This window comes from Porphyromonas sp., from assembly GCF_030529325.1.
GTDB lineage: Bacteria > Bacteroidota > Bacteroidia > Bacteroidales > Porphyromonadaceae > Porphyromonas_A.
Map to the genome: position 1 here is coordinate 101,515 of NZ_JAUMXC010000001.1, position 24,299 is coordinate 125,813.

The 24,299-nt window shown below is 46.5% G+C and carries 12 protein-coding genes and 1 pseudogene; 8 read left to right on the forward strand and 5 right to left on the reverse strand.

The window, feature by feature from the left end; genetic code table 11:
- The first annotated feature begins 127 nt into the window (after positions 1-127).
- From Q4A14_RS00470 to Q4A14_RS00505, 8 genes and pseudogenes are all read left to right on the forward strand, one after another.
- Entirely contained in the window at positions 128-2,746 is a 2,619-nt protein-coding gene (locus tag Q4A14_RS00470) for a zinc-dependent metalloprotease (protein ID WP_303169124.1), read from the forward strand.
- Between the two features lie 488 nt (positions 2,747-3,234).
- The gene (locus tag Q4A14_RS00475) at positions 3,235-5,742 is read left to right on the forward strand and encodes a ribonucleoside-diphosphate reductase subunit alpha (protein ID WP_303169125.1); all 2,508 of its coding nucleotides are present in this window, start codon (positions 3,235-3,237) and stop codon (positions 5,740-5,742) included.
- Between the two features lie 47 nt (positions 5,743-5,789).
- The gene (locus Q4A14_RS00480; protein WP_303169126.1) at positions 5,790-6,833 is read left to right on the forward strand and encodes a ribonucleotide-diphosphate reductase subunit beta; all 1,044 of its coding nucleotides are present in this window, start codon (positions 5,790-5,792) and stop codon (positions 6,831-6,833) included.
- 233 nt (positions 6,834-7,066) lie between these two features.
- Positions 7,067-8,440 (forward strand): annotated as a pseudogene (locus tag Q4A14_RS00485) (IS3 family transposase).
- Between the two features lie 403 nt (positions 8,441-8,843).
- A complete protein-coding gene (gene rocD / locus Q4A14_RS00490; RefSeq protein ID WP_303169128.1) occupies positions 8,844-10,079 on the forward strand; it encodes an ornithine--oxo-acid transaminase in 1,236 nt (411 codons plus the stop codon).
- Positions 10,080-10,105: 26 nt separating this feature from the next.
- Positions 10,106-11,041 carry a citrulline utilization hydrolase CtlX gene (ctlX, locus tag Q4A14_RS00495; protein WP_303169129.1) on the forward strand — a complete coding sequence of 312 codons (936 nt, stop codon included), beginning with the start codon at positions 10,106-10,108 and terminating at the stop codon, positions 11,039-11,041.
- A gap of 66 nt (positions 11,042-11,107) precedes the next feature.
- Positions 11,108-12,739: an L-glutamate gamma-semialdehyde dehydrogenase gene (pruA, locus tag Q4A14_RS00500; RefSeq protein ID WP_303169130.1), complete on the forward strand. Its 1,632-nt coding sequence runs from the start codon at positions 11,108-11,110 to the stop codon at positions 12,737-12,739.
- 189 nt (positions 12,740-12,928) lie between these two features.
- The gene (locus Q4A14_RS00505) at positions 12,929-16,180 is read left to right on the forward strand and encodes a S41 family peptidase (protein ID WP_303169132.1); all 3,252 of its coding nucleotides are present in this window, start codon (positions 12,929-12,931) and stop codon (positions 16,178-16,180) included.
- Positions 16,181-16,290: 110 nt separating this feature from the next.
- Here Q4A14_RS00505 and Q4A14_RS00510 read toward each other — a convergent pair whose 3' ends face one another.
- The 5 genes from Q4A14_RS00510 to nspC all read right to left on the reverse strand — a co-directional run bounded on the left by Q4A14_RS00510 (position 16,291) and on the right by nspC (position 24,183).
- The gene (locus Q4A14_RS00510) at positions 16,291-19,101 is read right to left on the reverse strand and encodes a DUF5686 and carboxypeptidase-like regulatory domain-containing protein (protein WP_303169133.1); all 2,811 of its coding nucleotides are present in this window, start codon (positions 19,099-19,101) and stop codon (positions 16,291-16,293) included.
- Positions 19,102-19,485: 384 nt separating this feature from the next.
- On the reverse strand, positions 19,486-20,706 hold the full coding sequence (locus tag Q4A14_RS00515; RefSeq protein ID WP_303169134.1) for a hypothetical protein: 1,221 nt from the start codon (positions 20,704-20,706) through the stop codon (positions 19,486-19,488).
- 15 nt (positions 20,707-20,721) lie between these two features.
- Positions 20,722-22,020 carry a 30S ribosomal protein S12 methylthiotransferase RimO gene (rimO, locus tag Q4A14_RS00520; RefSeq protein ID WP_303169135.1) on the reverse strand — a complete coding sequence of 433 codons (1,299 nt, stop codon included), beginning with the start codon at positions 22,018-22,020 and terminating at the stop codon, positions 20,722-20,724.
- On the reverse strand, positions 22,007-22,969 hold the full coding sequence (ftsY, locus tag Q4A14_RS00525) for a signal recognition particle-docking protein FtsY (protein ID WP_303169137.1): 963 nt from the start codon (positions 22,967-22,969) through the stop codon (positions 22,007-22,009). Before ftsY ends, rimO begins: the two co-directional genes overlap by 14 nt.
- A 41-nt stretch (positions 22,970-23,010) precedes the next feature.
- The gene (nspC, locus tag Q4A14_RS00530; protein ID WP_303169138.1) at positions 23,011-24,183 is read right to left on the reverse strand and encodes a carboxynorspermidine decarboxylase; all 1,173 of its coding nucleotides are present in this window, start codon (positions 24,181-24,183) and stop codon (positions 23,011-23,013) included.
- Positions 24,184-24,299 lie beyond the last annotated feature (116 nt).

Here is a 24,299-nt window from a genome sequence, read left to right on the forward strand (position 1 = left end):
AAACAGCCCCATACTCCCATCACCTTGGACACCCGAGTATTTGCACTCTGCAGTTAAGATATATCAGTCAATTATACTATCTTTGTGCTCCATACAATAAAAAAATTAAATTCAATCTTACTTATCAATGAAACATCGTTATCTACTACCCGCATTGCTCATCGCAGCAATGGGTAGCATGGAGATGTCTGCACAGAGCGTGACTGTAGACCAGCAGTCCTGCTCCAAGATCAAGAACATCTTCAAGAGCAAGCGTCGTAAGGCAAAAGAAGACGCACAGAAAAATCAAGGTAAAGCTCCATCTCCGGAAGCCAAGAAGTACTCCGAACTCACTTCCGGTGCGGAAATCACGGATGGACTTGTACGTACGATCCTCAAAGATGACAAGCTATACTTTGAACTCAAAGACTCTATTTACGGCAGAGATCTACTCCTATCCAATCGTATCTCAAGGACCTCGGACAACAATGATTTTGTTGCCGGACAGATGGTTTCCGATCCTATACTATTCAGACTTGAGAAACAGGGCAAAAAAGTATTTATGTACTATGTCCCTACACACAACTCGATAGACAGGACAGATCCCATAGCCCCTTCCTTTGATAAAAACTACAGCAAGCCTATCCTCAGGGTATTTGATGCCGTTGCTACCAACGAACAAAACACTGTCATCGACATGACGGCTTTCTTCATGGGTGCCGAGATGAGCATCTCGCCTTTGGCAAAAAATGGAAAAAACAATGGTGCTCCCATCCCCGGTGCTTCATACTTCAGCAGTGTAAAGAGCTTCCCAAAGAACGTGGAAGTGAAAAATGTCCTTGCTTATCGCAATGCAGATCAACCATATACGATCGAGACACACAGATCTGTGGTACTCCTCCCGGAGCAACCTATGCAGATGAGACTTCAAGACAATAGAGTCGGTTATTTCTCTTCCGGTCGTCTTCAGTTTACAACAAACAAAGACAAACTCGAACGCTATCAGGTGATCCATCGTTGGAGACTCGAGCCAAAAGACTCGGCAGCCTACTTCCGTGGTGAACTCGTAGAGCCTGTCAAGCCTATTGTATTCTACGTTGATACGGTATTCCCTGAGAAATGGAAAGGCGCTGTGAAGGCGGGTATAGCAGACTGGAATATCGCATTTGAAGAAGCCGGGTTCAAAAATGCCGTCATCGTCAAAGATTATCCTTCAGCAAAGGAAAATCCGGAGTTTGATCCGGATGACCTACGCTACTCTTGCGTAAAATATGCTACGACAACCATCGCCAATGCAATGGGTCCAAGCTATGTAGACCCTCGTAGCGGTGAAATCCTCAACGCAGATGTAATCTGGTATCACAACATCACCGAACTCCTCCACAACTGGAGATTTACCCAGACTGCAGCCGTAGACAAGCGTGTCCGTACAACTGTCTTCCCCGATGAAGTAATGGCAGAGTCTATGAGATACGTGGCAGCACACGAAATAGGTCACACACTCGGACTCATGCACAACATGGGAGCTTCTTACGCATTCACAGTCGAGCAGTTGAGAGACCCTGCATTTACCCAAAAATATGGTACGACACCAAGTATCATGGACTATGCTCGTAACAACTTTGTTGCTCAGCCCGGAGACTTTGAAAAGGGTGTCAAGTTGACCCCACCTCTCGTCGGTGTATACGACATCCATGCGATCAACTGGGGATATCGTCTCATCCCTGATATCACCAACTTCAAAGATGAGTACACAACCCTCTCATCTTGGATTGAGGCAAAGAAACATGACCCCAAATATGTATTTGGAGCTCAGCAAATGACAATACTCGACCCGACAGATCAGACAGAAGACTTGAGTAACGATCACATCAAGGCGGGAGACAACAGCATCTCCAATCTCAAGATCATCATGAAGCACTACAAAGAGTGGAAGAGTGAACCGGGTAGAAGAGCAGACAACCTCCAACAGACGCACAAGGAAATCGCAACACAGTTTGTCCGTCACCTTCAACACGTAGCTCCTTACATAGGTGGTCGCGAGTACTATGAGAACAGACAAGGCGATGGCAACTATCCTGTAACACACATCGACAAGGCACGTCAGAAAAAGGCAATCAAGTGGCTTGTAGGTCAATTGAGAGATATGGACAAGTGGCTATTTGACGCAGAAACCCTACAGAGCTACGACATGTCGGCGTCAGCGTTTGATGCTGTGCTATATTACAGCATTATCCCTTCGGTAATAGGCAACATGTTGGCTCCACACCGCCTTCTCGGTGTCGTAGAGGGTAATCGAGCAAAGAAGAGCACCAAGTATCCGATAGAGGAAATGCTCAACGATGCAACTCGTGAGATATTCGCTGCATCTTACTCAGGACGCAAGCTATCTGATGCTGATATAGCTATCGAAAATACAGGTATCAGCACGCTTATCGCATATGGATCACCCAAACCTGCTGCAAGCACACAAGCTCGTAAACGCTTGGAAGAAGCTGCAGAATCTGTAGACAAACTCTTCAGCACAATGCCTTGCCACAGCTGTCACTCTTGCGCGTTGGGCAAGTCTGAAGACAACACATCTTTCTTCAGAATGACATTGATACCTGCTACACCTGCAGAGTACGAAACAAAGCCTGCCCTACTCTCTCGCCTCCACGAGGTACGCCGCCTGTACCGTCAGCGCGCTGCCTCGGCAAAGGACACAAAAACTCGCAACTACTATAAGTTGTGGGAAGAAAGATTCAAGGAACTTTTTGACAAGTAATTAAAGGCAAATATTCCTTAAACATACGTAAAGGGCATGCCAAATATGTTGGCATGCCCTTTCTTAATTTTGTAAACATCCCTCCTCAATACAGGAAATTTTACTCTCCTACAAAAGCAAAAGATTGAATAAACCGGCAAGGAGGGGAAGCAAAATAAATTTCCGCAATACGCCGACATAGAGAAGTGTTAAACATCTAATTATCTAACTACACATGCTCTGAATAAGGAATTATAACCATGAAACTAAGCCCATAAAAAAACATTTATTAGCAACAATCAGGTTATCCTCACTACTCACCCCCCGAGTAGACTTACGAGCATTTTACAATAAGTGACATAAAAATATTTAACACACATCTTAAATTTAAAACAAAAGAGTAGCCGAAAAGTGGAAAACTTTTACTACTTTTGAGCTCCAAATGCCTATATGGTCAACCGTATATTGATAAATTTAATAACACACAACGTGCTGAAAAACCCCGAACAATGAAGATAATTAAGCGAGATCAAAGACTCGAAGACTTTACCTTTGACAAGATAAAAAGAGCGATAAACAGAGCGTTTACAGCCTGCGGAGAAAAGATATCCAAAAGTGCACTCAATCTCATATGTGACGAACTTTCAGCTCAGATAGGAGACAAGGAATCCATCTCTGTGGAGACCATACAAGACATGGTCGAAACGGAGCTCATGAAAAGAGGCTACTACAAGGTAGCTAAAGCCTATATCCTCTATCGAGACAAGCGCAGTGAGTTCAGAGCGGTCATCGAAAGCTTCAGACAAGTCATTGACGACGAAGAAATCATCCGTCTACTAAAGGATGTTCAGGCTTCTTATAGCGCACGTCAATACAGCCTTGATCTTCTGCTTGTGAAATTTCAATCCTTCTATAAGGAAGATGTCAACATTCTCGATACTCTCATCAAGGCCTCTGTCGAACTTATCACTCCGGAAGCACCAAACTGGGAATTCGTATCTTCTCGCCTACTGCTCCTAAAGTCTGAGAGAAGCATACGTCAGCACGAACAGCACCTTGGCTTTTCTTCTTTTTACGACAAATTACGCTACCTCACAGATGAGCGTCTTTATGGTGCTTATATGCTTGATGCTTATACCTTTGAAGAAGTCAAGGAACTTGAAGAGTACCTTGATCACTCACGCAATAACTTATTGACATATAGTTCGCTCCACCTTATCTGCAAGCGTTACCTCATCACCAATCACAACCATCAGTTGCTTGAGAGACCTCAAGAGATGTTTATGGGTATCGCCATGCACTTGGCTATCCCCGAAGGTGATAACAAAGTTGAATGGGCAAAGAAGATATATGACATCATCAGCACCCTCAAGGTTACGATGGCAACTCCAACAATGAGTAATGCCCGTAAACCGTTGAGCCAGTTATCAAGTTGCTTTGAGGATGTCATGCCTGATAGCCTTATAGGGATATACAGGACCATCAATAACTTTGCACAAGTGTCTAAGTTTGGGGGCGGTATGGGGATCTATATGGGTAAGGTCAGAGCCGTTGGTAGTGACATCCGCGGCTTCAAGGGTGTTGCCGGTGGTGTCCTTAAATGGATCAAGTTGTGTAACGATACGGCAATAGCGGTCGATCAACTCGGGGTACGTCAAGGCTCGGTAGCTATCTATCTCGATATTTGGCATAAGGACATGCCAGAATTCCTACAGATACGTACCAACAACGGAGACGACCGCATGAAGGCCCATGATGTATTCCCGGGCGTTTGTTTCCCGGATCTATTCTGGCGTATGGTACAGGAAGACATTGATGGTAACTGGTACATGATGTGTCCACATGAAGTTCAGACGGCTAAAGGATATAGCTTGGAAGACTTCTATGGTGAGGAATGGGAGCGTCGCTATCAAGAATGTCTGCAAGACAACCGTATAGCAAAGCGTGCAATCAAGGTAAAAGACCTTGTGCGCCTCTTGATCAAGTCTGCTGTCGAAACAGGCACACCGTTTATCTTCAATAGGGATACGGTCAACAGACTCAATCCAAATAAACACCAAGGTATCATCTACTGCTCAAACCTCTGTACGGAGATTGCTCAAAATCAAAAGGCAATCAAAACAAAACAAAGATATGTCAAACTCGAAGATGGGCAAGATATCGTCGTCGAGGAAACCATACCGGGAGATTTTGTCGTGTGCAACCTTGCATCATTGGTACTTGGTAATATCAACGTCAAGAATGAACAGGAGATGCAACAAGTCATCAGTACTGTTGTCAGAGCTCTTGACAACGTCATCGACCTCAACTTCTATCCTATCCCTTATGCAGAGATAACCAACCAACGTATGCGTCCGATAGGGCTTGGTACAAGTGGTTATCATCACTTATTGGCTAAGCACAACATCCGTTGGGAGAGTGACGAGCACTTGACATTTATGGATAAGGTATTTGAAAAGATCAACTACTACGCGATCCAAGCGTCATGCCAACTTGCAGAAGAAAAGGGCGCTTACTCACACTTCAAAGGTAGTGACTGGGACAACGGTAACTATTTCACTGATCGCAACTATACGAGCGACCGTTGGAAAGCACTCTCTGCCGATGTTCACGCAAAGGGCTTACGCAACGGCTATCTCATGGCTATTGCTCCCACAAGTTCGACTTCAATCATTGCCGGAACTACGGCAGGAACAGACCCGGTAATGGATCGCTACTTCCTTGAGGAAAAGAAGGGAAGCATCGTTCCTCGTGTTGCGCCACAACTCTCAGACGCTACATTCTGGCTCTACAAGACAGCTCACCAGATGGATCAAAACTGGATCATCGATGCAGCTGCTGTCCGTCAACGCCACTTGGATCAATCTCAATCGGTCAATCTCTTTATCGATCAGACCGTCACTTTCAGAGGTGTCATGGATCTCTATCTGAGAGCATGGAGCAAAGGTGTCAAAACACTATACTATGTACGAAGCAAATCCCTCGAGGTGGAAGAGTGTGAGACTTGTTCAGCTTAATTTCCCCGGGGGCTACTAAATATTCACCGATATAATATATACACGATATGGAAGAACTAAAGCGCAAAGCTCTCTTCAACGAACATGGAGATGTCGAAGTCAACAAGCGTCAGCTTATCAATGGGAACACCACCAATCTCAATGACTTTAACAACATGAAATATAGCTGGGCATCCACATGGTACCGTCAAGCCATGAACAACTTCTGGATACCGGAAGAGATCAATATGAGCCAGGACGTCAAGGACTATCGTCTGCTTTCCTCACAAGAAAAGACGGCCTATGACAAGATACTTTCGTTCCTCATCTTCCTTGACAGTATCCAGACAGCCAACCTCCCATACGTGGGTGAGTACATCACTGCAAACGAAGTCAATCTGTGTCTCACGATCCAAGCCTTCCAAGAGGCCGTACACTCACAGTCTTACAGCTATATGCTGGACACTATATGTTCGCCCGAAGAGCGCACAAGCATCCTCTACCAATGGAAGGACGATGAACACTTGCTCGCACGCAACAAGTTTATCGGAGACATCTACAACGAGTTTCAGGAAAACAAAAGCCCGGAACAGCTCCTCAAAACCATGGTAGCAAACTATATCCTCGAAGGGGTCTACTTCTACTCCGGATTTATGTTCTTCTACAATCTCGGCAGAAACGGCAAGATGCCAGGATCGGTACAAGAAATCCGCTACATCAACCGTGATGAGAACACCCACCTATGGCTCTTCAGATCTATGATCCTTGAGCTTCAAAAAGAAATGCCCGAACTCTTTACAGAAGAGAGCAAAGCTACTTACAGAGCAATGATCAAAGAAGGAGCAGAGCAGGAAATGAAGTGGGGAGATTATGTCATCGGTGACGACATTGAAGGTCTCAACAAACAGATGGTCAAGGATTACATCATGTATCTTGCCAACCAAAGATCACGCAGCATCGGACTTGGCACTATCTACGAAGGATATGACGAAGAGCCCGAAAGCATGAAGTGGGTGTCTCAGTACAGCAATGCCAACCTCATCAAGACAGACTTCTTCGAAGCAAAGCCCAGCGCATACGCGAAGTCTACAGCTATCGAAGACGACTTATAATCAACTCTGATTGACCTTATAAAAGGGTCACGAACAAACAAGAAACCCCACTCAGATATGTTCTGAGTGGGGTTTCTTGTTTTATAGCCATAGTGCGGCAAAACACATGAGACAGGGGCAATGCTGCCAAGATTGCATCCCCATTTTCAGTTCACTAATAGAGAGGACAGTCTAACTTACAATTGTGGCAGTGTGGTGTACTGAAAAAAGTTGACAGTAGCGGAGGAGAAAAAATCAAGAACCCACTAACCAAACATTTCAGTATTCCGGAGCGCCTTCACATTCTCGAAGAATATCTCGGCTCGGACCTCAGCAAGTATGCCATCGAGAAGAAATATGGCTTGAATCGGGGGAGTATTTACTTTTGGCTTCGTAAATTCGGGTTATCAGACAAGCTTAAAACAGAAGTCATGAAAACTCCGACAGATGATAATGCGCTCAGCATGAGCGAACAAAAGGAATTAGCACGTCTTCGCAAGGAGATCCGTCAGCTCAGAGCAAAACTCAAACACGAGGAGCCGGGACACAAAGCCTACAAGTTGCTCGTTGAATTGGCAGAAGAAACCCACGGCATCGAGATAAGAAAAAACTCCGAAGCCAAGTAGTTCAGCGTTTGTCAGAGGACAATCGGCCTCATCATCCTGTCACTCTTCTCTGCGAACTGCCCGGCTTCAGCCGTCAGGCTTACTATAAACGCAACCTCAGGACTCCAAGTCCCTACGAATCAGAGATCTTGGAGACAAGCATCATCCTCTACTTCAGGCATTTGCGAAGGAGAGAACACCTTCCCAAAGCCGGCTTCAGGGAGTTGTTCCTGCTGTGCAAAGAATACTTCGGGGAAAAGTTCCTCATCGGCAGAGATCGCTTCTGTGCCCTGATGAGAGCCAATGAGTTAATACTTCGTAAGCGACGTTATCGCCCCCATACAACCAACTCCGACCATCACTTCCACAAATACGAAGATCTGCTCAATACCGAATCGAAATATGAGTCCAAGAAGCCGGGAGATCTCCTTGTGGCTGACATCACTTACATCTCCTATCGTGGCGGTTTCGCCTGTTTATCCCTCCTTACAGATGTATACAGCCGTTGTATCGTGGGGCACTGTCTGCACCCGACACTTGAAGTGGAGGGCTGTATCTCGGCCCTCGAACAAGCATTTGACTTCTATAAAAGACATAAGACAGACATCAAAGAAATGATCCGTCACAGCGACCGGGGAGTACAGTACGCTTCTACCCGGTACACGAAACTTCTCACCGATCGGGGGGGGCCGCATCAGCATGACCCGTACGGGAGACCCGCTTCATAACGCCCCGGCCGAAAGGATAAACAACACCCTGAAAAACTCGTGGTATATCTCCTCCGAGGACCAAACACTCGAGGAAGCAAAGCAAGCAGTGGCACGAGCCGTCCGGATGTACAACGAAGCTCGCCCACATCAGTCTATCGGAGGACGGACACCCATGCAACTATTGCAGAAAGAAGTTCAAAATCTCCTTGTCCCCACCAAAGGACAAGATTGGACAATCTCTCCTAAGCTCTATGCAATGATGAATCCCGAACAAAGAGCCAAATTTGCATCGTGTCAACGTTTATGGCCCTAACCAAAGGACGCCGTAAACCCAAGACTATTATAAAGATCTATTGTGTAAACTAAGTATGAAACTTGCCTCCACTACTGTCAACTTTTTTCAGTACACCACAGGGTAAGGGACTTTCTAAATCAAGGTGTCTAACTTGATGAATTAAGTTGTCTAACTTGAGAGATCAAGTTAGACAACTTGTTCTACCCCCTCCGACAACATCCTCTACACCGACAGAATAAGGACAAAACACATAAAAACTCCCCATACCCCGAAAACACGGATCTACGATTGACAATTAGACTTTAGAACGGCAATAAAACAGCCCGGATTATTGTTTTATTAGATGATTTTATATACCTTGTAAAGGTTTATTCAAAACCACGAAGATATTTAACATCACATTAAAACAAAATACTAAACTATGCTCAACATTTCACCTAAAGCACAACAATTCATTGATCAAGAACACCAGTTCGGAGCACATAATTATCACCCCCTTGGCGTAGTACTTTCGAGAGGCAAAGGGGCTTTTGTATGGGACGTAGACGATAAAAAGTACTTTGACTTCCTTTCGGCATACTCAGCTGTCAATCAAGGTCACTGCCACCCCAAGATCATCGCTGCACTTACTCAGCAGGCAGAGACACTTTGTCTCACTTCGAGAGCATTTTACAACGACGCATTGGGGCCATTTGAGGAGTTTATACACAACTACTTCGGCTACGACAAAATGTTGCCGATGAACAGTGGTGCCGAAGCTGTGGAGACAGGTCTCAAGCTCGCACGCCGCTGGGGATACCGTGTCAAGGGGATACCTGCGGACAAAGCGATCATCGTCGTGTGCGAAGGCAACTTCCACGGACGTACGATCAGTATCGTATCCATGTCTACAGACCCGGACTCATTCTCAGATTACGGGCCTCACACTCCGGGCTTTATAAAAGTACCTTACAATGACTTGAAAGCTCTCGAAAAGGTAATGAATGAGTATGGAGACAAGATCGCCGGAGTGCTTGCGGAGCCTATCCAAGGCGAAGCCGGAGTCGTTGTCCCACACGACGGCTATCTCAAGGGCTTGGTCGAACTTTGTCGCAAGCACAATGCCCTCTTCATCGCCGATGAGATCCAGACGGGTATCGCCCGCACAGGGAAGATGCTGGCTTGCGATCACGAGGGAGTGCGTCCTGATATCGTACTACTCGGCAAGGCCATATCCGGAGGTGTACTTCCGGTGTCTCTCGTATTGGCAGACAACCCTGTGATGTTGACCATCAAGCCGGGTGAGCACGGCTCGACATACGGAGGCTTCCCTCTGGCTTGTAAGGTAGCAAGAGCAGCCCTTACTGTCGTAAAAGAAGAAAACCTGATAGAAAATGCAGAACGCCTCGGAGAGGTATTCCGTCGCGAACTCGAAGCCATCGACAGTCCGTTCATCTCTCTCGTCCGAGGCAAAGGTCTACTCAATGCAGTAGTGATCAAGCCTCACAACGGATATGAAGCGTGGAACGTATGTGAGGTGATGGCCAATAAGGGGCTTCTCGCAAAGCCTACACACCGACATATCATCAGATTTGCACCACCACTATGTATCACCGAAGAGCAACTCTTGGAAGCTATTGGCATCATCAGATCCGCACTCGAAGAGCTATCTCAGTAAACATTGCATAAATCTCCCATTGGCCTATGGCAACTCAATCAAGACAGACGACGGATACCGTCTTTATGGTGAGACCTTACAACTTCACCTTCAACATCCATACCGCCGAAGACAATCACTTTCAGACTCCCGACCCTGCGCTCATAGAGAAGTCTCATGAGTTGGCTCTCGCAGAGTTTGATGCCTTTGTGACCCTACTTAGGGACAATGGTGTCAAGGTCGTTGTCGCGGAGGACACAGCGTCTCCCGCCACACCGGACTCATTGTTCCCCAACAACTGGTTTTCGACCCACGAAGACGGGACAATGATGCTCTATCCGATGTACACGGACAATCGCAACAAGGAGAGTTACAAAAATGCACTTTTTCAGACCCTTAAAACGGCCTTTGATCCGGTCAAGGTGACAGACCTCAGACCTTATCGGGAAAAAGGGCTGATGCTGGAGGGGACAGGTTGTCTCATCTTGGATAGAGTGAACAAGATCGTCTATGCATGCCGATCGGAGCGCATCTCGGAGCCATTACTTGATATCTTCTGTCAAGAGATGGGGTACAAGTCCGTCGTGTTTGATGCTCTCGACCGTCAGGGGCTACCGATCTACCACACCAACGTCATGATGGCTCTTGCTGAGAAGTTTGCAGTGATATGCTTGGAGTGCATCCGAGACGAGAAAGAGCGTGAAAAAGTCGTGGAAAGCCTAAAAAGCACAGGGCATGAGATAGTGGACATCACACTCGATCAAGTGTACAAATATGCCGGCAATATGCTCTCGGTACGCACTCACGATACAGGTTATCCTCTCATGGTGATGTCTCGTCAGGCGTACGACAGCCTCACACAGGATCAGATACGACAGATAGAGTCTCACGCCCGCATCCTGGCACCCTCTCTTCTGACCATAGAGACGCTCGGAGGAGGCTCAGCAAGGTGTATGATGGGAGAGATTTATGAGCATAAATAAACAATAAGCTCATGAGATTAGTTATTAAAGCAGTTGAACTATAAAATCAGATAAAATTTATTACCTATGGACAATATTTTATATGCGTTTGAAAGACCTGTAAACGAACCGGTCAAGACATATGCTCCCGGGACTAAAGATCGAGAACTTCTCAAGGCTGCAGTGCAGAAGTGGGAAACTCAGGAGATCGAAATCCCCCTCATCATCGACGGAAAGGAAGTCCGCACAGGAGATGTAGGAAAGGTGGTGATGCCTCACAATCACAAGAAAGTCATCGCAACCTACCACAAAGCGGGCGAAAAGGAAGTCAAAGCTGCTATCAAAGCTGCCAATAAAGCTCACAAAGAGTGGTCAAAGATGCCATGGCTCGAGCGTGCCTCTATCATGATGAGACTTGCTGAACTTTGCTCCGGTAAGTACCGCTACGACCTCAATGCTTCGGTCATGGTCGGTCAATCTAAAAACCCCATGCAGGCAGAGATCGATGCTCCATGTGAGATGATCGACTTCTTGAGATTCAGCGCATATTATGCAGGAAAGATATACTCAGAGCAGCCTCTTTCAGAACAAGGTGTTTTCAATCGTTTGGAATATCGTCCTCTCGAAGGGTTCGTGTTTACCCTCACTCCATTCAACTTCACATCCATAGCAGCCAATCTCAACCTCGCACCTGCGATGATGGGTAATACCTGCGTATGGAAGCCATCTACAACATCTCTTCACTCCAACTACTTCCTCATGAAGTTGTTCGAAGAAGCAGGCTTACCTGCAGGTGTCGTGAACTTCATCCCCGGTCAGGGTAGCATGATCGGTAAGGAAGTACTTGCAGATCCATCGTTTGCAGGATTCCACTTCACAGGCTCGACAGCGACATTCAACGCTCTTTGGAAGGGTATTGGTAACAATATCTCCAACTATCGCTCATATCCTAAGATCGTCGGGGAGACAGGAGGTAAAAACTTCGTCCTTGCGCACCCTTCATCAGATCCGAGAGAAGTTGCAGTGGCATTGGCTCGTGGAGCATTTGAATACCAAGGTCAGAAGTGTTCAGCTGCATCTCGTGCGTACATCCCAAAATCTTTGTGGAAAGAAATCAAAGGTCTCCTCGAAGAAATGGTATCAAGCATGAAGATCGGAGATGTCAACGACTTCACCAACTTCATCAACGCAGTTATCGACGAGGCTTCGTTTGACAACATCAAGAGCTATATCGATCATGCTAAGAAAGCGAGCGATGCGAAAGTTGTCATAGGTGGCAAGTGTGACAAGAGCGTAGGATACTTCGTCCAACCAACAGTCATCGAAACAACAAATCCCACATACAAGAGCATGGTGGAAGAGATCTTTGGTCCGGTGCTCACAGTGTACGTATACGAGGATGAAGACTTCACAAAGGTACTCAAGCTCGTGGATGGTTCGACAGCTTACGGTCTCACAGGCTCGATCTTCTCTCGTGACAGATATGCTGTCAGAGACGTATTGGATGCATTGAGATTCTCAGCGGGTAACTTCTACATCAATGACAAACCTACCGGTGCAGTAGTGGGACAACAACCATTCGGTGGTTCTCGTGCTTCGGGAACAAACGACAAGGCCGGAGGACCACTCAACCTCCTCCGTTGGGTCAACCCACGCAACATCAAAGAGACATTCCAGTCTCCTACAGAATACACTTATCCATTCCTCATGCAGGATTGATAGTGGAAAACATAATTCCTATAGACATATTTAGCGAGCTATTCATATCCTTATAAAAGGAGTGGGAGTAAGTCAAAACAGATACTTACTCTCACTCTTTGTATTTTGATAAACATAAAATCCACAGTGACTCGAGACAAACCGAGCCTCACAATGTAGAGCATTAAACTAACTAAATACTATCAAGCCATGTCAAAAAAAACAATCTTTACACTTCTCGCAAGTGTAGCTGTTGCCGGAGGGCTTTCGGCCCAAGAAGCTCCCAAATGGGTGCGTCATACAGCGCTTTCACCCGATGGTAAGATCATCGCATTTACCTACAAAGGTGACATCTTCACAGTGCCAACACAAGGAGGACGCGCGACACAGATCACTTCCCACTCAAAGTTTGACACCAATCCGGTATGGAGCCCTGATGGATCCAAACTCGCCTTTGCGTCAGACAGAGAGGGGTCGTTTGATGTCTACCTCACATCGAGAGATGGTGGAGCGGCTCACCGCCTGACATTCAACAGCGCCTCCGAAAGGCCGGTAGCATTCAAGGACAATAACAATGTGATCTTTGATGCAAATATCCGCCCTGCGGTAGAGATGGGGATTTTCCCGTTTAGAGGCTTTAGCCAGCTTTATACAGTATCTGCTGAAGGCGGACGTCCTGAGATGTTCAGCGCAGTTTCCATGATCGAACCATCAATCAGAGGAGAAAAGATTCTCTACACGGATATAAAAGGATACGAAGATCCTTTCCGTAAGCACCACACGTCCTCTATCACGAGAGATATCTGGTTGTACGACCAAAAAGCCGGATACAAGAAATTGACAACATTCAAGGGAGAGGATCGCAATGCTCTTTGGGTAGCGGGCGAAGATGCCTTCTACTACACATCCGAAGAGGATGGCACACTCAATATCTATAAAAGAGCTCTTGACGGTAGCAAGTCTACCCAACTGACAACGTACAAAAATCACCCTGTCAGATATGTTTCGACTGATGATGCGGGCAACCTTGCTTACTCTTGGAACGGAGAACTTTACTATCTCCCCAAAGGTGGTAAGCCCACAAAGGTGGACGTGAGAGTCTACTCTGACAATGCGCCTCTCGATGCTCACCAGTTGAAGATGACAAACGGTGCTACAGAGATGAGTCTTTCACCGGACAATAAGGAAATAGCTCTCGTCGTGAGGGGCGAAATCTTTGTAACTTCTGTAGAATACAACACCACCAAGCGCATCACCAATACCGCTCAGCAAGAACGCGATGTGGTATTCAGCCCTGATGGCCGCAAGCTCGTATATGCTGCTGAAAGAAACGGCAAGTGGGATCTCTTCATGACCGAACTTGTCCGTAAGGAAGACAGCGGGTTTACTTATGCTCGAGAACTGAAAGAAACGAGACTTACAGACGATGCCAAGCCTTCATTTGATCCCAAGTTCAGCCCTGACGGCAAAGAGATAGCATTCCTCCGCGATCGTACAAGCATCGTTGTGCTCAACCTAAAGACGCGCAAAGAGAGAGTCGTAATGGATGTCAAGTATAACTACTCTTATGCTGACGGAGACCAATGGTTTGAGTGGAGTCCTGATGGCAAGTGGATAGTAACGGACTACATCGGCATCGGAGGATGGAACAACAAAGATGTCGCCATCATCAAAGCAGATGGTTCGGGCGAGACTCACAACCTTACTCAGAGTGGGTATAGCGATGGCCGTGCAAAGTTTGTCCTCGGAGGTAAAGCGGTGGCATTCTTCTCTGACAGAGCGGGCTACCGCAGCCATGGTAGCTGGGGTGCAGAGACTGACATCTACATGACATTCTTGGATCAAGAAGCTTACGACAGATACCTGCTCAACAAGGAAGAAAGAGAGATCTTGACAAAGGACAAAAAGGATGTAAAAGAAGAAGCAGACAGCAAAAACGACAGCAAAGACAAAAACAAGAAAAAACAAAAAGGCAAGAAGGACAAAACAGAGGAAGTAAAGGAAACTCCTGCCCTCAAGTTCAATCTTAATGGTCTTGACTATCGCACAGTGCGTATGACCAGATCCTCCGGCCGTCAGTCAAACTTCGTGATGGACTCCAAGGGTGAAAAGTTGTACTATATTGCCAGCTTTGATGATGCAAGCAACCTCTACGAAGTCGATCTTGTTGCCAAGTCCACCAAACTGCTTGTTCCTAATGTCAATATGGGTCGTATGACACTCGGCAAGGACGACAAGACCCTATATGTCATCACAAGTAAAGGCATCCAAAAGATCGAAGGCGGCAAGGCTAAACCTGTAACTTACGAAGCCAACTTCGAGTACAAACCTGCTGCAGAAAGAGAATACATGTTCAACCACGCAGTGAAGCAGGTAGAGGATAAGTTCTATGATGTCAACCTCCACGGTGTAGACTGGAAGATGTACTCGGACAACTACCGCTCTTTCTTGCCCTACATCAACAACAACCACGACTTTGCCGAACTATTATCTGAGATCTTGGGAGAGCTCAACGCATCTCACACAGGAGCTCGTTACTCTGCTCGTAACCACGGATTGGTGACAGCCTCTTTGGGCGTGTTCTACGACGACACCTACAAAGGCGAAGGCGTCAAGATCAAGGAAATCATGAAGGGCGGTCCACTGGACAATTCAAAAACCATCGCAGCTCCCGGAGTCATAATCACAAGCATAGACGGAGAGAGGATCAAAGCGAATACCCCGATCGAAAAATACCTCAACGGTAAGGTTGGAAAGCGCGTCCTCGTAACCATGCGTAACCCTAAAAAGGGAGACAAAGAAGTTGAAGAGTATGTCAAGTTGATGCTACAAGCTCAAGAAACTCAACTCTTGTACAGACGTTGGGTGGCACAGCGTGAAGAGATGGTCAAGAAGTGGTCTGACGGCAAGATCGCATACATCCATATCGCAGGGATGGATAGCGAATCCTTCCGCAAGACATACAAGGATCTACTCGGAAAGTATCGCCACTGTGACGCAGTCGTAATCGACACACGTTTCAACGGTGGAGGTTGGCTCCACGAAGACCTTGTCATCCTGCTTACCGGCAAGGAGTACGGACGCTTCACGCCTCGTGGCAGATACATCGGCAGTGACCCGTTTGCACAGTGGACCAAGCCATCGGCAGTCCTCATGAGTGAAGGTAACTACTCAAATGCTCACGGATTCCCTGTCGTGTACAGAGAAATGGGTATCGGTAAACTCATCGGTGCACCGGTTCCGGGGACAATGACTGCGGTATGGTGGGAAAGACAGATCGATCCATCCATCGTATTCGGTATTCCTCAAGTAACAGTGACCGATGTCAAAGGCACAGTGTTGGAAAACAACCAACTCGAACCCGACATCACTGTCTACAACACGCCTGAAGAATACTTGCGTGATGAAGACACCCAGCTCAAGACTGCAGTCAAAGAACTCATGGCTCAGACCAAGAAATAACATCTGACCATCACAATACAAATAAAGGGTTGCGTATCAATGAATACGCAACCCTTTATTTTTTCTTCCGAATTATAATTATCTCGGATGTTTATATCTGAGACAAGAGGTCAAAATGTAAATACACTCCTGATGGCGACACCTCTGTCCTCCTTGAAACCATATCCTCCATAATACACTCCCAATGTAATACCCATGGGAAGCGCCAGATTATATCCGGCTTCGAGAAACAACTTGTCGGATCGGCTCTTATCCCAATATCCTTTGAGCACCAGGCCCTCTCCTCCGAGCACTTTGAGTCTGCCGAACAGATTGCTCACGATGTTAGGAAGAGGAGCGTATATACCACCCGTTGCAAACATCTCTCCCACAGCGGTGTAAGGGGGTAAGGTATGAAATAAGAAATCACCCCTGTTCACACTTATCAGATTGGCACGCTTAACATAATACATGTCGTCGGCATACATCTTCGTACGATGCGGATATACCCCAAAACTAAACCTATAACTCAATGCATAGCGCAAGGACAAGTACGTCCGACCATACAAAGAGGCAGTCAAAAGGCTATAATCACTGTCTATGGAGTTGGCCCTTGGGACTGCATGTTTGTAGTGCAGAGTGAAAAAAGTATTGTTCCGGTTGCGCCAGTCTACACCTCCGGTCGGGGCAGAAGTCTTGACGGAGACCTCAACTGTGTTTTTCTCAGTATTTCGAGTGACAGAGAAGCTTTCCGAGAGTATCTCATCCATATCATACTCATTCAACACCTGTTTGCGTCCATCTACGATCTTGTAATAAGGAGTGGCATTGAATGTCAGCTTGACATCAAAAGTATTCGAGTGGTGATCGGGCATGCTGTAATAGTTCTTGAACGGATGAGGGTCACGAGCATTTTGGAACGAGAGATAGCTCTGCCCCTCCGGTTTCACAATGCCCCAGACCGTCTCATTAGGAAGAGGAGCACTGTGCCTGTGTTCCACTCCGACTTCAAGATTGAGCCCGTTGAAGAGGTCTATTTTGTTCCCCGCTCGGAAGTAAGTCTTATCATAAAACTGATATGAGTATCTGCCATCATATAGGGTAAAGTAGGCATTGGCTAAATTGGAACTGAAGTTCATCTTTTCACCTCCGATATCATCACTATGTCTTCCTGCGCGGAAAGACAGCTTGCCCCTCCGCATACCGGCATAGTTGAGCTGAGCATCGATATCCCAGTAAACGTTGTCGTGTTTGGTGGTATAGTAGACACTTGGTCGGATCTCCATAGAGACGGGGTTGGTGTCACTGCTATTGGCGTACTTGACAAAGAATGTCGGCCCGAGCCAAAGCCCGTCGCTGTATCGATAATTGTTGAACAACATACCTAACAGTCCATTGACACCAAGCGTCCACTTTGACGACAACTTCTTGTCGTAGCCAAAAAGTATCGTAGCCAAGGGACTTCCTCCCGTACGCTCACCCTCTTTCTTTGGAGCAAAAACTCTCCGTTTCTCAAACTCCGTCTTGATGGAATCCCTCTTGAGATAGCTCTCCAACTCATCCTTGGACAGAGGAGCTGTTATCACTCGTTCCCAATAAGTAGAGTCTCTGTCATAAGCGAGAGTATCTACGGACATCTCTATCTTACGGGTAACGGTAGGCACCATAAACCTGTCTCGAGCTTGGGTACCGAGTGTATCCATGTTGAGCTCTATTTCGGTCAGTTTCTTGTTGAGTTTTCTCTTCTGCAAACCACTCATAGAGGCAAATACGGCATCCTCGGGCATCACCTTTTGCATTTCGGACAACCTTTTGTCCCTTATGGCACGTATGGCATCCGACATGTGCATATCCCTGTAAGATGTGGAGGAGTAGTACTTGAAGTTCATCTTTGCTCCGATCACAGAAACATCCATATCCAAGATATAGGATGTAGGCAGATAGATGTCATCCTCGACCGGATTCAGTGTCACCTCAAGATCCTGCTTGAATGCCCCCATGATGCTCATCTGAGCAGTCAGACGTATGGGCATCCAGGCCTTGTCGGATATCCAGAGTTCGCCCTTGGAAAATTGTCCCTCAACATCGGCATAACTGATGTGGTACACCGTCTCATCACCATCCGTATTGATCCCTTGCAACTTGTACTTGTACTGATACAGTCCATTGAATCTTATCGGACTCGGTATCGAGCCATTGTCTCCCAAGCCTATATTTTTACCATAAACATTGCTTATCATGGAGTGTAGCGTGCCCAATCCCTTTTTACTTTTCCTATCCAACTCTTCGGGGATTGAAGAGCGCATAGACAAAGTGTGATGGCTGTAAGTATCCGGAGCAGAGTATTTGGTCTCCAACTCTCCCTCCACAACAAAGCGTTTTCCGATAAGCTCTTTCATCGCAACTCCTTCGTTCCGAACTTCCCTCAGGAAGAAGGGTAGCTTCTCCAACTTCATAGATCCTTTGGTATAAGTGCGGGCAGTGTAAGACTGCAACATCTTCTCATACATGGGAGTGCGACTCATCACTCTACGCATCACGGCGTAAGCCGGATCTTCGCCTCTATTCGGATCTACGGTCACACCTCCGAGGGCGTAAGCCACAGGAGTCAGAGAAAACCCGAGCCGATCGGTACGAGCTGCTGAAATATCTACAGTGGACTGTATCGAGCCGTATCCCAATGACCTCACGATGATCGTATATCTCCCTTCGGCAAGATGCAGGACAAAGTGTCCATCATCATTTGCCACCGCCCCACTCTGTGTCTCCTTGACATAAAGGGTAGCATGGGGCACTCCTTTGCCCGTCGTATTGTCAGATATCATACCGTGTACCGTAAGGATGTTTTGCGCCCGAAGAGTCGTGGAAAAACACAACATGGAGACAAAACACAAGAGCCTCACCACCATACTGATGAGTGGAGAAAAGCGGAAGTAATTCATAGACTACAAATAGATAGCATTAGGTTAGATTTTATGGATAGTAACAAATATACAATTTTTCCAAAAAGAAACACTCTGACAGACTTATCCACTGATATTAATCAAAGTTTGAGAGCACCCGATAACATCGTGGATAGAGAAAGATGATCTGTGCCAAAAAAGGTCGTCTAAGTTGACACATCAAGTTAGACAACTTAATTTATCAAGTTAGACAACTTGATTCGGGAGGTTCTACACCTTGTTGTGGAAGTACCTATAAATTGCAACAAGAAATTCTCTATTGTCGTCCGTATGGGAAGATAAAAAAGAAGTTGCGCCATGGATTGATTATACCAAATCCATGGCGCAACTTCCTGCGTCTTTACAGTCAGGTGTATGTCTTAACTATTGTTGTTTTGCCAAACGCTCCAATACAAGCGGACGCGTTTCCTCATAAGTCGTAAACTTCTTGGACATGATGACCGACTCCCATATCCTGGCTTCTTTGACGGCAATCCTCATATCCGGATTGATGTCAAACTTGTCCAAGTTGGGGATGACCAACTTGGTACCGAGCGAAATCCTATTGGGATCATCAATACCTTTGGCATTCTCAATATAGATATAGACCCAGAACATCTTCTGCCCGTAATAGTCTTTTGCATAACTATATAGGCTGCGACCGGAGGATATCGTCAATGTATCTATCGGTGGTTTTTCGTCAGAGACAGGGACAGTATCTTTGAGTTGTTGCACATTGGCCGAAGAGTCCGTGCTCATTACTTGAGTTGATTCTGTCGGAGCGGTTGTGGTAACAGTTCTTTGTGACAAATAGAGCACTGCAACCAAAATAATGAGGGCAGCAGGTACAGACCACAACCAGATATTGGATCGACGACGAGACGACGTCGGGATAGTCTCCCCGAGCTCCGCCTCTTTCACCTCAACGATGCTCGGTTGTTCTTCGACCGGTGCAATATTGATCACCTCAACCTCTACCTCTTGTTCAGGTTCTTGGGGAAGTTCGATATGCATTACCCTATACTTCTGTGCAACAGTAGGATCAGGAGCCTCTTCTCCACTACCATAATGGGGAAGATCATGAAAGTCAACCCCGATCTTCAGAGGTGCAGGAGCATAAGGAGCAAAGGGGCGATTGAGATACTCTTGGATCGATGGATTGGGTTCAAAGTTCAAAAACAGCAACTCATCACCCTCGTCAGTAACAAAAAGATCTCCTATCTCAAGTAAAGATACCCTTTTACCTCTGAAAAGGCCCTTGAGGAGAGCGTGAAATTCGTCATTGATGGTTTGAATCACACTTTCACGCGAGATGTTGAGCATGTCACTAAGGGCATACGCGACATCTTCTCCGATCATCGGAGTCGGAGTATTGACATCCAAAGCGCTGTAATGACGGTCATCCAACAAGTAATTGGCAGGGACAAATCTCAACGACACCGTGGGGGGATAAAGCATCTGCACTCCTTCGTTTACCTTTACATAAGCCGAAGATAACTGTGTACTGATCTCTCCGATGTGTGGTAAACTCACCGAGCGTCTCTCGATGAGTTGGGAGAGCAACCAACGGTTTAACTCCTTCAGTATAGATTGTGTCGTATCCATAGCCCCGCAGATCTTCTATATCACGTGTCCGACAAGGTCAAAGTCTCTGGCTTCGTTTACAAATACAGGATAGATCTCACCGATCTCCAACACCTTCGCAGACATCGGGATAAGCACTTCCGGATCGACGTCGGGAGAGTCGTATTCGGTACGCCCGATATAGTAATCGCCCTCTGTCCTGTCTATGATCACATCAAGCGTCTGACCAACCTTCTCCGCAGCAACTTCAAAGGCAATACTTTCCTGAAGAGACATCAAACGATCGAGACGATCTTGTTTGACTTCGGCAGGTATATCATCTTCATAGTGATCATATCCATACGTCCCATCTTCATGAGAATACATAAATGCACCAAGTCGTTCAAAGCGCGTCTCCTTTACAAAATCAAGGAGTCTTTGGAAGTCTTCTTCCGTCTCTCCGGGGTGGCCTACCATCATCGTCGTACGTATGTGAATACCCGGCACTTCCTCTCTGAAACGTCGTATGAGTTCTCGAGTTTCCTTATCTGTAACATGACGACGCATCTTCTTCAGTATAGGATCGCTGATATGTTGTAGAGCAATATCAATATACTTGCATATCTTCTTTTGCTCCCTCATGACCGGAAGTATCTCGTATGGGAACTGTGCAGGATAGCCATAGTGTAAGCGGATACGCACCAATCCCTCTATCTCACACAAGGCGTTGAGCAGATCTGCCAACCTCGACTTGTGATAAAGATCTCTACCATAGTAGGTCAGATCTTGGGCAATCAGTTGTATTTCTTTGACACCACCTGAGACCATCCCTCGGACCTCGTTAATGATATCCTCCATGGGACGTGAGATATGCCGACCCGTCATGATAGGAATCGAACAGTAAGCGCACTTACGATCACAACCCTCTGAAATCTTGACGAAAGCATAATGGCGTGGAGTCGTGAGGATGCGAAGATCGGCAGGAGAAGTGTGATACGCCTTACCGAGTTCGGAAACAAGCCCTTTCCAGTTGAACTTCCCATAGTAGCCGTCGACATCAGGGATCTCCGCCTTGAGTTCGTCCATATATCTCTCCGACAGACAACCCATGACGTATAGTTTACCCACATCACCACGCTTCTTGGCCTCTACGATATTGAGTATCATGTCTATCGACTCCTGACGTGCAGCCTCTATGAAACCGCAAGTATTGACGACAACGATCTCTCCGTTGACAAGCTCAGGGTCATGAGCAACGGTATAACCCGACGAAGCAAACTGCTTCATCAACATCTCGGAGTCTACAAGGTTTTTTGAGCACCCCAATGTTATGACATCGACCTTATTCTTTCGCATCGCCGAAGAGTGAATTCACAAATTCCATCTTATTAAACAATTGGAGGTCTGTCATCTTTTCTCCGAGACCGATGTACTTGACAGGGATCTTAAACTGATCGGAGATACCGATGACCACACCACCTTTGGCTGTACCATCAAGTTTGGTAACGGCCATGGCTGTTACCTCAGTAGCAGCCGTAAACTGTTTGGCTTGCTCGAAAGCATTCTGGCCCGTCGAACCATCAAGTACCAAGAGGACTTCTTGTGGAGCTTCGGGCAACACTTTCTTCATGACATTTTTGATCTTCGTAAGCTCATTCATGAGTCCCACCTTGTTGTGGAGACGACCCGCAGTATCTATGATAACAATATCCGCTCCGTTGGCAGATGCAGAAGCAACAGTGTCATAAGCAACAGAGGCAGGATCAGAGCCCATCTGCTGCTTGACTACCGGCACACCGACACGCTCACCCCAGATGCAGAGCTGATCCACTGCAGCGGCACGGAAGGTATCCGCAGCCCCGAGGACGACCTTGTATCCACTTTCTTTGAATTGGTATGCGAGTTTACCTATCGTTGTAGTCTTACCCACCCCATTGACACCGACGACCATGATGACGTACGGTCTCTTTTCGCCCTCAATAGAAAAGGCAGTCCCATCCTGAGTATTGTTTTCTGCGAGGAGAGCAGCGATCTCCTCACGGAGGATGCGATTGAGTTCCCCTGTACCCATATACTTATCACGAGCGACACGCTCCTCTATGCGACGGATGATCTTTAGAGTTGTCTCAACTCCGACGTCAGAAGTGACGAGGATCTCCTCGAGATCATCAAGCACTTCATCATCCACTTTTGACTTACCAGCGACAGCACGAGAGATCTTGCTGAAAACCGATGTTTTGGTCTTCTCAAGTCCCTGATCAAGCGTCTCTTTCTTTTCCTTTGAAAATAATCCGAAAAATGCCATGTCTATCTATTCAATAATTCTGTTTTTCTCTTAATTCATCATCAGCACATACGGCTTTTATAGTCATCGTAGGTAAAAGTGCGATACTCTTCCCAACGACCATCTGTTCTGTGCATGTATATCGCAGGGTGGACGATACCGTTGAACATTGTTGTCTTGACAGTTGTATAGTGGATCATATCCTCAAATATGAGGAGTTCGCCCACCTTCGGTTCATGATCGAAGTACCAATCTCCGATGACATCACCACTGAGGCAACTGTTTCCCCCTATCCTATACCTATATCCGTACCCCGGGGTTGGTTGCTTTTCAGCACCTCTGACAGCAGGCTGATAAGGCATCTCGAGACAGTCCGGCATGTGACACGTAAACGAAGCATCCATGATGAGGGTCTTTATACCCTTATTTTCGACGATGTCAAGTACCTGTGTCACAAGATAACCCGTCTGCCATGCAAAAGCACTGCCCGGCTCCATGATGATATGGAGATTGGGGTACTTGGCCTTGAATGCCCGAAGGAGTCCGATGAGATGCTCCACATCATAGTCCTTGTGCGTCATGAGATGCCCCCCACCCATATTGAGCCACTTGATGTGCGGAAGATACCGAGCAAATTTTTCCTCTACCACTTCGAGAGTTTTTTCCAAGTCGTACGAGTTGCTCTCACAGTGGGTATGAAAGTGAAGTCCCTCAACACCCTTAGGGAGAGGGTATGGGAGTTCGTCCGCTATCGTACCCAACCTTGAACCGGGAGCGCAGGGATTATACAAGTCCGTACCAACTTCCGAGTACTCCGGATTGATACGTATACCACAACTGATAGACCCATCTGCAAAAGCCTTTACTTTCGGATAAAAGCGCTCAAACTGAGCCGGAGTATTGAACGTGATATGACTACTGCACGCCATGATCGTATCAAACTCACTATCCTTGTACACGGGAGCATAGGTATGCGCGGGGCTACCCATTTCTTCGTACGCCAGGCGAGCCTCGTTGATCGAACTTGCCGTCGAGCACTCTATATACTCTCGGAAGATAGGGAAGGACTTATGTAGCGCATACGCTTTGAACGCCAATATGATCTCCACATCGGCCTCCTTGGCTACCCTCTTGATGAGCGAAAGGTTGCGTCGGAGCAACTCCTCCTCAAGGACATAACAAGGGGTCTGTATCTGTGAAGGGAAAATCTCGTCTAATGAGGACTTATCTATCATATACATTTATGGTAATTTCGTCAAAGATAGCAATAAAATATGTGATCCCCTTGGCTTCATGAGGGCAACCGCATCAAAATAGGCTTATCCATGGGTTATGGATGTACAAGATTATT

Bases quoted from the DNA above. Each gene is read 5' to 3' on its own strand.
- Q4A14_RS00480 (WP_303169126.1), top strand. From the start codon at position 5,790: ATGGAAGAACTAAAGCGCAAAGCTCTCTTCAACGAACATGGAGATGTC.
- ftsY (WP_303169137.1), bottom strand. From the start codon at position 22,969: ATGGCATTTTTCGGATTATTTTCAAAGGAAAAGAAAGAGACGCTTGAT.
- rimO (WP_303169135.1), bottom strand. From the start codon at position 22,020: ATGCGAAAGAATAAGGTCGATGTCATAACATTGGGGTGCTCAAAAAAC.
- pruA (WP_303169130.1), top strand. From the start codon at position 11,108: ATGGACAATATTTTATATGCGTTTGAAAGACCTGTAAACGAACCGGTC.
- Q4A14_RS00505 (WP_303169132.1), top strand. From the start codon at position 12,929: ATGTCAAAAAAAACAATCTTTACACTTCTCGCAAGTGTAGCTGTTGCC.
- Q4A14_RS00510 (WP_303169133.1), bottom strand. From the start codon at position 19,101: ATGAATTACTTCCGCTTTTCTCCACTCATCAGTATGGTGGTGAGGCTC.
- rocD (WP_303169128.1), top strand. From the start codon at position 8,844: ATGCTCAACATTTCACCTAAAGCACAACAATTCATTGATCAAGAACAC.
- Q4A14_RS00470 (WP_303169124.1), top strand. From the start codon at position 128: ATGAAACATCGTTATCTACTACCCGCATTGCTCATCGCAGCAATGGGT.
- Q4A14_RS00475 (WP_303169125.1), top strand. From the start codon at position 3,235: ATGAAGATAATTAAGCGAGATCAAAGACTCGAAGACTTTACCTTTGAC.
- nspC (WP_303169138.1), bottom strand. From the start codon at position 24,183: ATGATAGATAAGTCCTCATTAGACGAGATTTTCCCTTCACAGATACAG.
- Q4A14_RS00515 (WP_303169134.1), bottom strand. From the start codon at position 20,706: ATGGATACGACACAATCTATACTGAAGGAGTTAAACCGTTGGTTGCTC.
- ctlX (WP_303169129.1), top strand. From the start codon at position 10,106: ATGGCAACTCAATCAAGACAGACGACGGATACCGTCTTTATGGTGAGA.